General features: G+C 48.3%; 14 protein-coding genes. 7 read left to right on the top strand and 7 right to left on the bottom strand.

The features are described 5' to 3' along the window. Positions 1-280: 280 nt before the first annotated feature. Complete coding sequence (gene ppx / locus ACZ52Z_RS08485) at positions 281-1,783, bottom strand: exopolyphosphatase (RefSeq protein ID WP_464270302.1); 1,503 nt, start codon at positions 1,781-1,783, stop codon at positions 281-283. 246 nt (positions 1,784-2,029) lie between these two features. Here ppx and ACZ52Z_RS08480 point away from each other — a divergent pair, with 246 nt between their 5' ends. Beyond that, positions 2,030-2,161, top strand: a complete 132-nt coding sequence (locus ACZ52Z_RS08480; RefSeq protein ID WP_464270301.1) for a hypothetical protein — start codon at positions 2,030-2,032, stop codon at positions 2,159-2,161. A 62-nt stretch (positions 2,162-2,223) separates the two neighbouring features. Here the strand turns inward: ACZ52Z_RS08480 and ACZ52Z_RS08475 are convergent, their stop codons facing one another. Together ACZ52Z_RS08475 and ACZ52Z_RS08470 are read right to left on the bottom strand one after the other, a co-directional pair. Further along, positions 2,224-2,877 carry a peroxiredoxin-like family protein gene (locus ACZ52Z_RS08475; protein WP_464270300.1) on the bottom strand — a complete coding sequence of 218 codons (654 nt, stop codon included), beginning with the start codon at positions 2,875-2,877 and terminating at the stop codon, positions 2,224-2,226. 356 nt (positions 2,878-3,233) lie between these two features. After that, a complete protein-coding gene (locus ACZ52Z_RS08470) occupies positions 3,234-4,031 on the bottom strand; it encodes an EFR1 family ferrodoxin (RefSeq protein ID WP_464270299.1) in 798 nt (265 codons plus the stop codon). Positions 4,032-4,554: 523 nt separating this feature from the next. Between ACZ52Z_RS08470 and ACZ52Z_RS08465 the strand changes: the two genes are divergently transcribed. Next, a complete protein-coding gene (locus ACZ52Z_RS08465; RefSeq protein WP_464270298.1) occupies positions 4,555-4,854 on the top strand; it encodes an ArsR/SmtB family transcription factor in 300 nt (99 codons plus the stop codon). A 62-nt stretch (positions 4,855-4,916) separates the two neighbouring features. Beyond that, a complete protein-coding gene (locus ACZ52Z_RS08460; protein ID WP_464270297.1) occupies positions 4,917-6,008 on the top strand; it encodes a permease in 1,092 nt (363 codons plus the stop codon). A gap of 99 nt (positions 6,009-6,107) precedes the next feature. On the opposite strand, the gene ACZ52Z_RS08455 is transcribed toward ACZ52Z_RS08460, so the two are convergent. Together ACZ52Z_RS08455 and ACZ52Z_RS08450 are read right to left on the bottom strand one after the other, a co-directional pair. Further along, positions 6,108-6,458, bottom strand: coding sequence for a DMT family transporter (locus ACZ52Z_RS08455; RefSeq protein ID WP_464270296.1), 351 nt, complete (start codon positions 6,456-6,458; stop codon positions 6,108-6,110). Further along, positions 6,439-7,065, bottom strand: coding sequence for a TetR/AcrR family transcriptional regulator (locus ACZ52Z_RS08450; RefSeq protein ID WP_464270295.1), 627 nt, complete (start codon positions 7,063-7,065; stop codon positions 6,439-6,441). The genes ACZ52Z_RS08455 and ACZ52Z_RS08450 overlap by 20 nt, the downstream gene beginning before the upstream one ends. 303 nt (positions 7,066-7,368) lie before the next feature. Here ACZ52Z_RS08450 and ACZ52Z_RS08445 point away from each other — a divergent pair, with 303 nt between their 5' ends. The 4 genes from ACZ52Z_RS08445 to ACZ52Z_RS08430 all read left to right on the top strand — a co-directional run bounded on the left by ACZ52Z_RS08445 (position 7,369) and on the right by ACZ52Z_RS08430 (position 11,368). After that, positions 7,369-7,941, top strand: coding sequence for a flavodoxin family protein (locus ACZ52Z_RS08445; RefSeq protein ID WP_464270294.1), 573 nt, complete (start codon positions 7,369-7,371; stop codon positions 7,939-7,941). A 484-nt stretch (positions 7,942-8,425) separates the two neighbouring features. Further along, the gene (locus ACZ52Z_RS08440; protein ID WP_464270293.1) at positions 8,426-9,232 is read left to right on the top strand and encodes a helix-turn-helix domain-containing protein; all 807 of its coding nucleotides are present in this window, start codon (positions 8,426-8,428) and stop codon (positions 9,230-9,232) included. 129 nt (positions 9,233-9,361) lie between these two features. Then, complete coding sequence (locus ACZ52Z_RS08435) at positions 9,362-10,111, top strand: SDR family NAD(P)-dependent oxidoreductase (protein WP_464270292.1); 750 nt, start codon at positions 9,362-9,364, stop codon at positions 10,109-10,111. Between the two features lie 57 nt (positions 10,112-10,168). Further along, on the top strand, positions 10,169-11,368 hold the full coding sequence (locus ACZ52Z_RS08430; protein WP_464270291.1) for an aldo/keto reductase: 1,200 nt from the start codon (positions 10,169-10,171) through the stop codon (positions 11,366-11,368). A gap of 586 nt (positions 11,369-11,954) precedes the next feature. On the opposite strand, the gene ACZ52Z_RS08425 is transcribed toward ACZ52Z_RS08430, so the two are convergent. Both ACZ52Z_RS08425 and ACZ52Z_RS08420 read right to left on the bottom strand, forming a co-directional pair. Next, on the bottom strand, positions 11,955-12,788 hold the full coding sequence (locus ACZ52Z_RS08425; RefSeq protein WP_464270290.1) for an ISL3 family transposase: 834 nt from the start codon (positions 12,786-12,788) through the stop codon (positions 11,955-11,957). Positions 12,789-13,289: 501 nt separating this feature from the next. Continuing rightward, a complete protein-coding gene (locus ACZ52Z_RS08420) occupies positions 13,290-14,642 on the bottom strand; it encodes a PAS domain-containing protein (protein WP_464270289.1) in 1,353 nt (450 codons plus the stop codon). Between the last annotated feature and the right edge of the window lie 434 nt (positions 14,643-15,076).

Raw genomic sequence — 15,076 nt, 5'->3', positions numbered from 1 at the left:
CAAGCAGCATTGAATTGCTGAAAATGCTTATAGTCGCCTCAATCCCTACAGCAGTGCGAGTTTACGGGGTAAACCCTTTTGGAAACCCCGGCTATAGCCTAATTTTACGCCATGCCGACTTAGGCCACGGTTCAGAGATAGATATCTGTGGAATGTCAATGCTGCCAAAGCAATACGATGCAATGTACAAACATTACTACGGCGCGAGATTGACAGGAAACGATTTTTTAAAAATCAAATTCATCGTATAATATTTTTGTTCGCTTGAGGTTCAAAACGATTACGAGATAATCTTAAGAGTAAATCCCACCTTTTTTAAATACTCTGCTTCCTGCTTAAAACTTATTTTTTGCAAAGGATGGTTTATCAACTCATGCTGGGCAAATTGCAGAGTCAAAGTGTTTTCATTGGCAACTACCTGCTCAATAACTGCCGTCTCATCTTTCCGGGAACGATGAATAAGGGTCGCGAGACGCAGTATAATTGCAAGCCTCAATGCCGTCTTGCGGTTTTTTTTCGGTAAACTTTTAAAATATGTTTTGGATATTTTTTTACGCTGGCTCCGTACCAGAACACTCATCCAGTCATGCTCCTCCAGAGAAAATCCAGGAAGGTCTGCATTGGCTAAAAGGTACGCGCCATGTTTCTGGTATCCACTCAATGAAACCGCAAGGCCAATCTCATGCAGGCTGCTTGCCCAGTGAAGTCGTTCAGCGTCTACCGGTTCCAGATTCCAGGCTTTTTCGCAGGCTGAAAAAAGGCGATGCGCAGCCAAGCTCACCCTTCGCGCATGTCTCTGACTGACCTTAAATCGTTGCTGCACACTGGAAATGGTTTTTAATCGTGTGTCTTCACTCTGAATCCGTCCCAAGCGCTCATACAGAAGACCTTCGCGCAAGGCTCCCTCAGAAACCTGCATGGTTTCAATTTTCAGTGCTTCAAAGGTGGCGATAAGGATAGCTAGTCCTCCTGCAAAAACAGGTTGCCGATCACTATCCAAACCGGGAAGGCGAAGGTTGTATACATGTCCGGCAGCGATCATTTTTTCTCGTATTTCGTATAAACTCTCCAGCGTTATATGATAGCTTTCAAGTCCAAGTGCTTTGACGATGCTGCCCGCGGCTTTAATCGTTCCGGATGCGCCGGTAGCAGAAGCCCAGCCGACTTTTCGATAATCGCGTCGCACTGGACGGAGTTCCATATGGGCGGCAATGCGCGCCTTCTCCCAATTCTTTTTGCCAAGGTTCCCGTTTTTAAAACAAGCTTGGCTCAGACTCACACAACCCATTTCAAGGCTGCGTAGATGAAGAGGTTTGAACCCTTCACCGATAATTAACTCTGTGCTTCCACCACCAATATCCATCACAAATCGTTTTCCCTCTTCCGCCACAAGGGAATGGGAAACTCCTAGATAAACCAGACGAGCCTCCTCCTTTCCTCCAATAATTGAGATTGGATGACCAAGAACCTCACTGGCGCTTTCCAGAAATTGACGAGAATTTACCGCTCGACGCAGGGTATTTGTTCCTACGGCAGCCACACTGCCCTGAGGTAATTTTTGTACACGTTCTGCAAAACGATCAAGACAGGAAAGAGCGCGTACGCGTGCTTCTTCAGACAATCTGCCATTTTTATCCAGGCCGCCTCCTAAGCGTACCATTTCTTTGAGATTGTCCAGGATATGGATATGTCCGTTCTCGATACGGGCAACGACCATATGAAAACTATTGGAGCCAAGGTCTATGGCAGCTAAATATTGTGGGGGCACCTCTAACTCATTCATAGGAGGAATCGACCTGTTTTCTGTTTGTCTGCCGGTTTGGACTTCTCACCTTACCGTCCACCCTATTCAGTTTCTCAATTACCTGCATCTTGTCATTCAATCTCCCCAGCCAAAGGTTATCGGGTACCGTTGACTGGTTGAAAGGTCCACATTTGGTAAGAAGCATTTGCTGACAATTTCTACGGGAGTGCTCGATTGTGGAGCTGGGTGGCTGCATGGCTGCGGAAGTTGTGTGGCCAGAGGTCTATGTTCAACAAATATCCTTTCTTTTCCACCAATGCCCACCGAGCACGATGCAACGGGCTGATGTTCCTCCAGACCGTCTGGGAGGGGCGCGATGTGTTGTCCAACCTGGTGGTCAAGACCACCTGCAGGTAAGCCTCGGCCCATATCGCAATGAGCGTTCGAGAGTAACCCGGTAACCTCCTTGCTGCTCCCTGTTATGGGGTAATCTCCTTGAGCGCCTGGACGACTTTTTCCGGGTCGAGCCGCTTTGTGTAGTCAGCATCAGCGAAATGATAGGCCACGGTTCTGTCCTGTCGTATCACATAGGTTGCGGGAAGGGGCAGGGACCAGGTGCCGTCTCCGTTGCTCGCCTCAAGGTCGATACCGAAGTTCTTGTACACCTCCTTAAGCGAATCGCTCAGGGTGAAGACCAGGCCGTATGATTCGGCTACTTGGTTTCCGGCGTCGAAGAGTACCTCGAAGGTAAGCTCATTCTTCTCTTTGGTGGACAGTGAGTTGTCCGGGGTTTCGGGGGTTATGCATACCAAATTTGCGCCCAGGGATACCATTTCAGGAAGGTGTTTTTGCAGAGCTGCCAGCTCCAGGTTGCAGTATGGTCACCAACCGCCTCGGTAGAAGCTGACAACCAAGGGGCCCTCCTTGAGCATGCTTCCCAGGTTCATTACCTTTCCAAGGTGGTTTTTCAGCGTAAAATCCGGAGCCGTTTCATCGTTCTGGACAGTTCGTCCTTCAATACCAGTGGCTTTCAGTTGTTCCGTCTCGCTGACAATGGTGTCAAACATGTCCGCCGGAACGCTCTGCTTGATGGACTGGACAGTCTCGTCCAGCTGTTTCTGTAGATCACTCATAATTGCCTCACCTACATATTATTCCAAATTTGCTGCGGTCCAAGGCACGGTCCACTGTTTCCTTAGTATATTAGGTCGTCAGGGTGTATCAGGCAAGTTGTGTCATCCACACTACTAAATCACTCTGTGCTATCTACGCCTGGGCCCACAGTTGTGCAGGCACGATAAGATCGCACTGCTCATTCAACCAGGCACCCTTGTTTCGATCGATGAGATGGTGTGTGATTTTGTTTTTCCTGTACCCTTTTCCATGCTCTTTTTTTAAATGATTAATTATTGTAGATAGTTATGTTTTTTTGTCAGGCGGTTTTTATGAGCTTACGGACACAAACTCATGTGCAGATACCAGTTATGTTCTAAACGTACAGTTGGGGGGGGGTGCGGGATGTGCAGTTGTTGTGGAGCTGCTTGGCTATGTCTTTCATGGGGCCGTCCATGAGGGAGCGGGCGTTCTCTGGACAGGCTTTGATACATGCACAGCAGAAGATGCACCGGTCGTCTATAGTGGTGTAGCCATTGCCTGCATCAATGGCTTCTTTAGGGCAGACCTCGGCGCAGGTGCCGCATCCGGTACAGGCCTCTGAGATTTCGATGAACGAAAAGGCCTTTTCTCCCATTCCATCCCGATAGGGGGAGTTGCCGGGGACGTTAAGGTCTCCGACACCTTCCGGTTGGTCTAGCAGGTCGGGGCGCGCCGCAATCTGTTTGCCGAAATCTGCGGCCAGGGCAAGATCGTCTTCATCGGGACGGTTGTCGGCAATAGGGAACTCTTCACATGAAAAAGAATGCTCTCCGATAAAGGCGGCACCTGCCACAGGAATGAATCCGGCTTCCTTTGCAATGGTTTTCAGCTCAAGGAGCGCGTCTTCGAACTCACGGTTGCCATATACCACGGTCAGTATGGCTGGTTTACCATTGCCCTTGAGACGTTTGAAGTATTGGGCCGCGTCTCTGGGGATACGGCCGGCGTATACAGGGGCTCCCAGGATGACAACGTCTCCTTTGGGCGGGACCGGGGAATGGTTTCTTGTCGCGGGTACGGTGATGTCGATGAGTTCAGTCTCTCCGCCCAGACCTGCGGAAATGTGTTCAAGGACTTTTCTGGTGGTTCCTGTGGGACTGAAGAAAATGGCGGTAATGGATTGCTGGGGCATTTTTAACTCTTTGGTTCTGTATTTTAGGGTAGAGCTGATTTGACAACGTACTCTTAACTAAAAGTTACCGTGATGTCACCTTTGCTGGCACAGTTTCTTGTGGTGGGTATATATGGCATGGGCACTATGTCATACACACATCCTGGATCTGGCGTATTAAAAAACCTGCGTGACGCATTGGTGAATGCCGTAGAAGGTAACAGCTACGGATCGACCAGGAATTCTCCGCCACTGACCCGCGAGTCCAGTACATGATATTTGTAGTCCACCCCTCCTTTTCTGTCTTCATTACCAACTCAGCAACTTGACTCTTATTAATGGCAAAAAAATAGACACCTTGTCTGGTGTGCAAGCATCCCGTAGTTTAGGTTTTCCTGACTGCCTTCCCATAAAGCGACTGCAGCGAGTCTTGCAGGGTCAGGTAAATAAAAGAAAAATAATGAAAGAAATAATACCTTGACTGTGTACTGAAATAAAACTATAAAACTAGTTTTATGGATAAAGTCTACGCTAGAGGTACAACATGATCAACATCAAACAGGCAGCACAAGGGTACGCCTCAATAGGCTCAGAATCACGCCTTGCGGTCCTCTTGCTTCTTGTCAGAACCGGTGAGCGTGGACTTACTATCAGCGAAATAGGAGCAGAGCTCAAAATGGCTCCTTCCACCTTGGCCCACCACCTCAGGCAATTGGTCACTGCAGGGATGGTGATCCAGGAAAAGCAGGGGCGGGAAGTCAGAAATACAGCACATTTCCATCATCTTGAGGAATTGGGCAACTTTCTCCTGCTTGAGTGCTGCACAAATGAAAAGGTACAATAGGGTATCATCAGTGCTTATTTATGCTCAAATATAACCAATAAACTAGTTTTGTAGAGATTTAAATGCCGCAACTGAAAACAATGTCAATCTCCCGAAGATCTCTTGGCCTCGCTGTCCTGAAGAATATTGACAGGGTGTATCTCCTGATCTTTGCCATATTCATGGGGATCAGCCTCCTGGACCCTGGGCGTGTAGTGCCCCTGGGTACACTTACTCTGGCTAACCTTGCCCATACCTCCATGTACATGGCCATTGCTGTCCTTCTGATCGCGGCAGTAAAGGCCACCGGGGCGGAAACCATGGTGGCAGCGGTTTTCAAAGGGAGGGAAAACCGGATGATTGTCCTGGCGGCCCTGGTTGGCGGTTTAGCACCATTCTGCTCTTGTGAGGTTATTCCGTTTATCGCTGGATTGTTGGCACTTGGCACTCCGCTTGCTCCCATCATGGCATTCTGGTTATCTTCTCCGCTCATTGATCCGCCGACGCTTTGTATTACCGCCGGGGCCCTAGGGTGGAAGTTCGCCCTCGGCAAAACATTTTTCGCCGTCGTTCTCGGTCTGGGCGGTGGATTTGCCATAAAATTCCTGAATAGAGCCGGGCATCTCAGCAATCCTCTGAAGCCTAAGGATGGTATTCAGGCTTCCAGTTGTTGCTCACCACAGATTGAAATTCCCCTGACGAGTTGCTGTACAGACGAGAAAATACCGGCAGCAGACAAGCCAATGTGGTTGTTTTGGAGAGAGCAGGCGCGGAGAACCACCTTTGCTCGGGAATTCAAATCCAATGCCCTGTTCCTGCTAAAGTGGATGCTCTTTGCCTACACCCTTGAGAGTCTTATGATCCAGTACGTACCGGCCGAGCGAATTGCCTCGTTTGTAGGCGGAGAGGGGATCCTGCCTATTGTCACCAGTGCCCTGGTCGGGGTGCCGGCGTATCTCAACTCCTACATTGCACCGCCGGTGGTTTCCGGGCTGATAGAGCAGGGGATGAGCGTGGGGTCGGGAATGGCCTTTATAGTGGCTGGTGCCATCAGTTCCATTCCGGCCATGACCGCAGTGTACGCCTTGGTTAGGCGGGAGGTTTTTGCCGCGTATGTTTTTCTCGGCTTCTCCGGAGCAGTTATTTCCGGTTTTATCTACGATTTCATCGGATAATTGTTATCCGGGTGAGGAACCATGATGAATCCACGCTGCAAGTGAATAGGGAAGCAAGCTGCCGGGAGTCACACTCTCGCTCGTCTCCTGGAGCAATCGTCAATGGCTGACAGTTGTAGAAAACACATTGATGACAATTACACCCGCGACGATCAGTGCCATGCCGATAATTGCCGGCCAGTCGGGTATTTGCTTGAACGCTACGGCAGCAACGATTGCGACCAGAACAATCCCCATGCCAGCCCAGATTGCGTAGGCGATCCCAACCGGGATGTGTTTGAGAACAAGCGCCAGAAAGTAGAATGCGATTCCATAACCCACGAGTACGATTATGCTGGGGACGAGTTTGGTAAATTCTTCTGATGCCTTCAAGGTATTTGTAGCAATCACTTCAGCAATAATTGCGATTGCAAGGTAGACGTATCCCACTCTATTCTCCTGATTTTTCATGTTGTTGAGCTTGAATATGTGGATCACTATCCTCAAGCAGCGAATCTACGATATGCACGAGAAGTTGGACAGTTTCCTGTGTATTCACCGGCATTGGGCAGGTAATCATGCCATGCCCGTCAAAATAGGAAATGAGTAGAGACACCACCCTTGGAATGGAAATCGGATTTTTCGCAAAAGGGGTAAGCTGCTGGGTGAGTTCTTCTCCATAGACCCGGTAATATTCATGGAGGCGTTCTCTGATGCCCTCATTTCGGTTTGCCATACCCCAGAGCGCCCTGAACACTTCACCTATCTCGGAATGAGCATAATCCATTCCATAATTCACCAGAAACTCGATCACCTCCTGTTTGCTCTTTGGTGCACGCAGTATGAGGCGTTTGCTGTAATCCGCGTAGCATCGTTCAAAATAGGTATCAACCACACCTATTAAGAGCTCATCCTTGTTATTGAAATAAAACTGGAGATTCCCCAGAGACATACCGGCCTTTGCCGCTACCTTGCGTACGGACAGCCCCTGCTCGCCATGTTCCCTGAGGACCTCAATGGTACAATCGATGATAAGGGCGATTTTGGGATTCTGTTGTTTTTTTGTAATTTCAGACAATCCGGAACTCCTCTGTCGCTTAGGTCTTTATTCAGGGTGAAAACCGATTCATCAAGCAAAAGTAACCGCTCACAGGCACTCTACGGAGTCTCCCGTTGGTCGCTTATCTCTTCGGCCAAATCTGGGGTACCTGAGAACAGTTACGGTTCGTAGGGTAATGATATCGATGAGTTATCACCCCGTGGGTAATTACAGGCAAATTGAGCGTTGACATATTAGGTCACGTGACCTAAATTCGCACTAGGTCACGTGTACTAGTCTAGTTTTTCCCTTAAAAAAATTCAATTACAAAAGGATCAAGTCATGAAAGTCGTGAACATCGTAGGAAGTCCAAGAAAGAGAGGAACCAGTACCCGCATTGCTGAGAGTTTTACCGAAGTAATGGAAAAACGGGGTGCTGAAGTCGAAAAGTATTACCTGAATGGGATGAATTACAAAGGGTGTCAGGGGTGCGAAAAATGCCATACAGACAAAGACCGCTGCATTCTCAAAGACGATCTCGCTCCGGTTTTGGATGCTATGCGCTCGGCAGAAGTGGCGGTTTTTTCCAGTCCTGTCTATTACAGCGACGTCTCCGGTCAATTCAAGCTGTTCTTTGACCGAACCTGGTCGCAGGTTTCTGTGGATTACGCCAACGCCAATCCGTTCACATCCCGCCTGCCGGAAGGGAAAACAGCGGTCTTTATCCTGACCCAGGGAGATGTGGATGAAAAACATGGAGACATTATCGAGCGGTACCGTCCCTTTTTTGAACTCTATGGCTACGATTTGAAGATTATTCGGGCGACCTCCCTTTTAAGTGGAAGAGCCGATGAGGATGTATCAAGCGCTCAGGCTGAAGCTGTCGCTCTCGCAGAAAATTTAATGGGAGCATAGGAAAAGCAGTGGCAACCAAAGCTCTTGAATGTGTTGCAGGTGACGATACATGTAATCAGTGTGGTGAGTGCGCAAAAGGTTATCCGCTCGGCTGTCTTGAACTCAACCAGAATACCCCTGAAGTGATTCCTGATAGAGATGAGGAGACTCAAAATGGGTACGTGGTTTTATCGGACCCCACATTTTGTATCCAAATTCTGCAGTTTTGTGCATTGCTACCAAACCGCCCGTTGTATATCGTAAGAAAAAGGTAACCCCTCACAGGGTGGTCACTCCGCAGTATCGTTATCCTCTGAACCGTAACTGTTCTCAGGTGACCCGGATTAGGCCAAGCATTCCTCCTTGCAGGTAAGCGAGCATAGTGAGACTCCGTGGGGCGCCAGTGAGCAATTACAGAAAAAAAGGAAAAGGATAGGGCATGCAGCATTTCGCTTCACTCCAGGAGTATCATGAATATCTGGGACTTCCATGACCGATGCACCCGATGTTCAGTGTCGTCATCATTGGCCCGGGGCATCGGTACGATCTACGTCCAAGCTCTCCCCCCTTCAGTACCGATATCTATACCATTAAGCTTAAATGGGACAGCACCTGCGAACTGCTCTATGGTCGAACCAAGTATGATTTTGCCAGTGGTTCCCTTATTTTTGTCGCCCCCGGCCAGGCCCTCGGGTGGGATGCGTCAGTGGGGGAGATCGAGCAGAATGCGGTGATGCTCTTGATCCATAAAGACTATTTGCTTGGCTCTGCGATTGAAAAACGATTTAAAAAGGCGGCTTTTTTCTCCTATGCGGTTTATGAGGCCCTGCATCTCTCTCCCAGAGAAGAGGATATCGTCAAACAGATAGTTGACTCCATCAACGATGAGTATCTCGGGAACCCCGATGAGTACAGCAAGGATATAATTCTGGCTCATCTGGACTCGTTGCTTCGCTATGCAACCCGGTTTTATAACCGCCAGTTTATTAACCGAAAAGAGATTAACACCCATATTGGATCCCGTTTTCAGGCAGTACTGACAGAATATTTCGGATCAGGAGCCTTCAAGGAAAAAGGGCTGCCCAATGTCGATATGATTGCAGAGGAGCTTGCCCTCTCGCCCAGATATTTGAGTGATTCATTGAAAGCGGAAACCGGTAAAACCGCCATGGAGCATCTTCATCTTTATTTAGTGGAAAAAGCCAAAAGCTTACTTTTATCTCCAGGGGTTACGGTCTCTGATGTCGCCTGTCAGCACGGCTTTGAATACCCGCAGTACTTTTCTCGCATGTTCAAAAGAAAACCGGAATGAGTCCCAGAGAGTATCAGGCGCTGAACTGAAATGTATCCATATTGCGTAGTTCCGTGTATGGCTCTTTCGCCCTCGGTTGTTTATGTTGCTCATCAAAACCAATCACGTCATTAAGCACAGGAGAGAACAATGCAATATACGGCAATTACGGGCGCAAGCTCAGGAATCGGAAAAGCACTGGCCTACAGGTTTGCAGCCAAGGGGCACAACCTCATCATCACGGCTCGCCGTGAAGCTGAACTCCACTCTATTAAAGAGGATATTGAGGAGCAGTATCAGGTGGAGGTCATCGTTTATGTTTGCGATCTCGCCAAAAGCGGCAAACCGGCTGAGCTTTACGAAAAACTGAGCCAATACAACGTCAATGTGCTGATCAATAACGCCGGCTTTGGCGATTTCAGCATGCCATGGGATATGAACCTGGAAAAAGCGGACACGATGATTGAGCTGAACATCAAAGCGCTGACCGATCTTTCGCTTCGTTTTGCAAAAGATCGGTCGGACGATGATGTAACCCTGATCAATGTCGCATCAGTGGGCGGGTATTATCAATTTCCTCCGGCAGTAACCTATTGCGCGACAAAGTTCTATGTTTCATCATTCACCGAAGGTATTGCCGCTGCGGCAAAGTCAGCAGGCAAGCCTTTCCGTGCAAAAGTACTGGCACCAGGAGCTACCGAGAGTGAATTTATGATAGAATCGGGTAAAAATGCGGCCATGAATCCTGATGATATTTTTACCGACAAGAGCATCTTTATCACTGCCGAGCAGCTTGCGGAATATGCCTACGAGCTTTACGAGAGCGATAAGGTTGTGGGGATGATTAACGCAGAAAACACGCTTGATCTTCTTGATCCTGTATTCCCGGTTTGGGGTTGATGTTGATACCACTGCACACTATTGGCTGACTATATTTGATGTTAAGGAGAGACAAAGATGCTGTACAGAAAGGTACCGAAGAATGGCGATGAATTATCCATATTGGGTTTTGGCGCCATGCGCCTGCCGCTGAACGAAGACCAGTCCATCAATGAAGAGGCCGCTATTGCTCAGATGCGCATGGCCATTGACGCAGGCGTCAACTACCTTGATACTGCCTGGCCTTACCACCATGGCAAGAGCGAAGTGGTGCTCGGCAAAGCCCTCAAGGATGGATACCGCGAAAAAGTCAAAATTGCGGATAAACTGCCGGTGTGGATGTGTAACAACCGCGAGGACATGGATTCTATCCTCAACAGACAGCTCGAAAAGCTCGGCGTGGACACCATCGACTATTACCTGCTGCACGCTTTGGAGGGAGAATCCTGGGACCGCATCAAGAACCTGGGTGTCATTGCCTTCCTGGAAGACGCCAAGGCGGCAGGCAAGATTGCTAATATTGGCTTTTCTTTCCACGGCACCAACGAGGATTTCAATCGCATCGTTGATGCTTATGACTGGACCTTCTGCCAGATCCAGTACAACTTTCTGGACACCAGGAACCAAGCCGGTACCGCTGGGCTCAAATATGCTGCCTCCAAGGATATGGCAGTGATCATCATGGAGCCCCTTCGTGGAGGCAACCTGAGCCGTCCTGCCGCTCCGCCCCAGGTCCAGACCATCTGGGACACAGCCGAAACCAGGCGCACACCCGTGGAATGGGCCCTGCGCTGGGTGTGGAACGCTCCCGAGGTCACCGTGGTCCTGTCCGGGATGAATGTAGATGAACACATAGAGCAGAATATCGCTCTTGCCGAACAGGCCGAGACTGATTCCTTGACCGATGCCGAGCTCACCCTCATCGACCAGGTGGCGGACAAGTATCGCGAACTCATGCCTGTGGGCTGTACGGGCTGCCAGTACTGCATGCCCTGTCCGGAAGGGGTGAACATTCCTGGTTGTTTTGAGTACTACAATACCGGCACAATGTTTGAAGAGCCGCAAGAAGTGACCCAGTTCAGGTATGCTGTGTTCAACGGATTCGTCTCCGGCAAGGAGACTCAGGCGTCTCTGTGCGTTGAGTGCGGTCAATGCGTGGAGCATTGTCCCCAGCACATCGACATTCCCGAGCGCCTCAAGGAAGTGGCGGAATACTGTGAAACCGACGGTATCGAGCAGATAGTCAAGCAGTTCATGTCCGGCGACCAGAGTCATTAACCAAAACCTCCGTGCGGGCGCCCGGCAGCTTCGGCGTCCGCATGACATACTGCAATGAAAATTTTACACTACGACTGCTTTTTCGGCATTAGCGGTGATATGGAAACCCAGCTTGGTTCGGTTACCATGAAGCGGGTACTGCTCAATGGTGAACTTCTTTGCTCCAAACCGTAATTTGAGGGATGCCGAGAGGTAGCCCGGAGAAAAGGTAATCCTCTGGCTGAAGGCTCTGGTCTCATTGGTCGGCATGAGTAGGGAGTAATCTCTATCACAAATGGTTTGCCTTTACGGCTTGTGACCGTGAATGATGTAAAGGAGTAAGCAATGACCGTGGTCAGCATTGATACCGGCTTTGACGCCGGCTGTGCGGCATGGAGGATTAATAATGTATAGGAAAGGAACGAATAGTGTGACCGATAAAATTCCACAGCATTCTCCCCCTCTTGACATCCGGGTGTTGATCAGCGTCGAAGTTTGCCCTCTTTCACCTTTGGAAGCTGATAAGGGACAAAGTTGCAAGCTGTTTGACACTCCTTCAGCGAATGTGGTGGAAGGATTTCTCTTGGTGGATAAAAAATCTGGTTCCTCACACAAATCGGTGCAAGATCGGTGGAGTCGGTAAGTTACCCATGCAGTGGTAGAGATTGCAGATAAAGTTCTCGGCAGTTCGGAACCCATAGGCCTTGTGGCTGACCACCTTGGCCTTGTTATTGAGCCCCTCGACAGTGCCGTTGCTGATGGGCATGTGAAACCAGGTTAGGATGTTTTCTTCGTGGCGCCGGACCATCCACGCAAAATCACGGATGGGTTGCAGGCGGGAATGGGTCGCCCACCAGAACCACTGCTTCAGATGCTTTCTGGCCCACGGTTTCGTCTCGTATGACCACAGGTCGCGAAAACGCTCTTTGAGGAGATACGCCCTGTTGATCTTCAGGTTCATATGCTCAAGGCTGCTGAGCCTGACTTGCTGCTTCGGAGTCAGGTTCCAAGGGTTCTTGAGCCAGATATACCGACTGCCTTTCATGAGAGCTTTATGCTCTTTGCCTTTCTCGCGGATCTCGTCACGGCGGACCTGGTCTACGGCCTCCATCAAGTGGCGAACGATATGAAATTTGTCAAAGACCAGAGTTGCCTGGGGAGCGCATTCCTTGATCACCTCGACATAGGGTTTCCACATATCGCAACAAATACCCTGGAGGGCTGCCGTACGCTCTGGCCCGAGATAGGTGAAAAAAGATCGCAAAGCGTCCTTGGTTCTCTCCACTCCGCTCCATATCAATGTTTTTGAGCGGAGATCATAGACATTGGTGAGATACACTTGACCCTTCTTACGCGAAATCTCATCAACGCCGATGTGGGTGATACCACTGAGGTCACGGTGCCCCAGGAGCAGTTGAACAGTTTGGCCACCGAGTACCACGGAAGCATTTCAGCCCATTTGGCAAGAAAGCAGCTGTAGGCCAGGGTAAATCGGTGCTTGCCCTTTACCCAGGGAAGCTTTTCGATGCGGATACCTCTGCACCTGGGGCAGTATACCCTTCGGGGCTGATACCTGAACCAGACTGGAATATTCCACAAGGGCACATGACGGAAATAACGTTCATCACGCCTGTCTCGATACGTGGCAAGGTGGCCGCATGTTCCACAGCGGATTCCATACCGGGCGTCAGGTCGAATTTCAGCTACAAATCCGTCTGGATCATTGGTGACCCTATGTACTCGAAAACCTTGCAAATCAACCGTCTGTTTGATTATCTGTTCAACAAGCATGAGTTCCTCTGTAGGTAGAAGGATGGCTGGCCGGCCTCTATCTACCTAAAAGAACTCATGCTTTTTAATTTGTTAAGTTTTTTTATGCACCGTTTCCTGCGTAGAGCCAAAAATCTATCATACGTATCAGATAGATAGGCAGGTGTGAGGTTCAGTCTTTATTGGAAGAAACAAAATCTGGGTAGAGCGTAACTATACAGTCCGGGCAGAGGCCATGGCTAAACTTAGCCTCTGAATGTTCGGTTATATACTTTTCAATTTGTTGCCAGTACCCTTGGTCATCTCTAATTTTTTTGCAGTGCGCACAGATGGGGATTATCCCTCGTAATGTTTTTATTTCCTCGATAGCGTTTTGTAGCTGTTCAATCAACTTCTCACGCTCCTGTTCAAATGCTTTTCTCTCTGAGATGTCGTGAATTATTGAACAAATAAGTGTTTTTTTACTTACTTTTATAGGCCCAGAGAACACTTCGACGTCACGTGTAGAACCATTTGCGAGACGGTGTTTGAAATTGAAATAATTCTTCTCCTCCGTAGCAGCATGTGTCATTTCCGTCTTGATTTCAGGTTTTGAATGTACATTGATTTGGGATATATTCATGTTTTGCATGTTTAATCTTGGATACCCGTAAAATTCACATGCAGATGGATTGGCATCGACTATTTTTCCATTCAGTGGGTCCAAAAGAAGTATCATGCTATGGTTGTTTTCAAACAGCGCTGTGTACAACTCCTGGACTTGCTTTCTCGCCGCTTCTGCTTTTATTTTGTCGCTGACATCATGCACCACTGCCAACAGGCACGGACTTCCTTTGTACCATATTGCCACACCGCTTATTTCAGTGTGGAATGTGCTCCCATCTTTTCTTATATCTATCGTGCTACCTGTAAATCGACCCGTGGCTGCCAGTTCCTCTGTGAACCTATTGAACTCAGTGCGAAAATCTGGGTGTATAATCTGAGTTGCATGCATACCAATAAGCTCATTGTTCGTATATTGATACAGTTCGGAGAAGGCTGAATTTGCATACTGAATTATCCCGTCTAAATTTACAATCGCAACACCCACCATTAAAGCTTCCACAACTGTTTGATACTTATCCTGTTCCTCTCTTATTGCGATTTCAAGCTCTTTCTGTCTCGATATATTTATGTGGGAGATAACAATGAGATTTTCATGCGTTGCCATTTTCGAGCATCGCATAAGGAACCATCTTTTTTCCAAGGGCGAATGACAGGGATACTCTATCTCAAAGGTGTCGAGCTCTCCAAGAAGAAGTTGTTTTATACCATCTAGTGCGGATTGAACCTCTGGTAATTTATCAGTTTTGCATGCTTTCTCACAGACTTCTACATAGCTGGTACCTTTGCTTATTTTCTCGATATCACCATCATTATTTTGGGCAAAATCCAGCCATGATTCATTGACAAATTGAATAATTCCATTTGAATCAATGACACTTATATGGCTAGCTAATGAATTAAGTATTTCATAGGGATTCATAGGGATTCATAGGGAGGCCAAATAATGAATTGGTGTTTACAGCCTGTACTGAACAGGTCCTGTATTTTCTCAACATGGAAAAAACTTTCAGATAAGCAGGTAGTGCCGATCAATACCTACAAATCAAAATATCCTGTCTAACCCCATATAGTCCTTTTAGTCCTTTTTCTTTTTGCTGTATCAGCCGCTGACAGCTGTTCGCCGATTTGCGCACAAGCCACAATTCGCTTCCCCAACGGTACCCTCCAGAGTCCAACTTTACCTCGCTAGAGCACCAGCCCCCCTATCTTCGCAAGGTGGCCGATTGATAGGTTAGCTGCGCTGCCATGGCGTATCCACAACCCATGACGCATTGCTGAATTTCCAGGTGAACCAGCTAGAAGTCCTTTTTTCATTTTAACAAAAAGACATAAATTACAAAATAGTCATTAAAT

The organism is Desulfogranum aggregans, assembly GCF_055398265.1.
The sequence above is the reverse complement of the archived record's forward strand: the minus strand, read 5'-3'. Positions and strand labels throughout refer to the sequence as shown.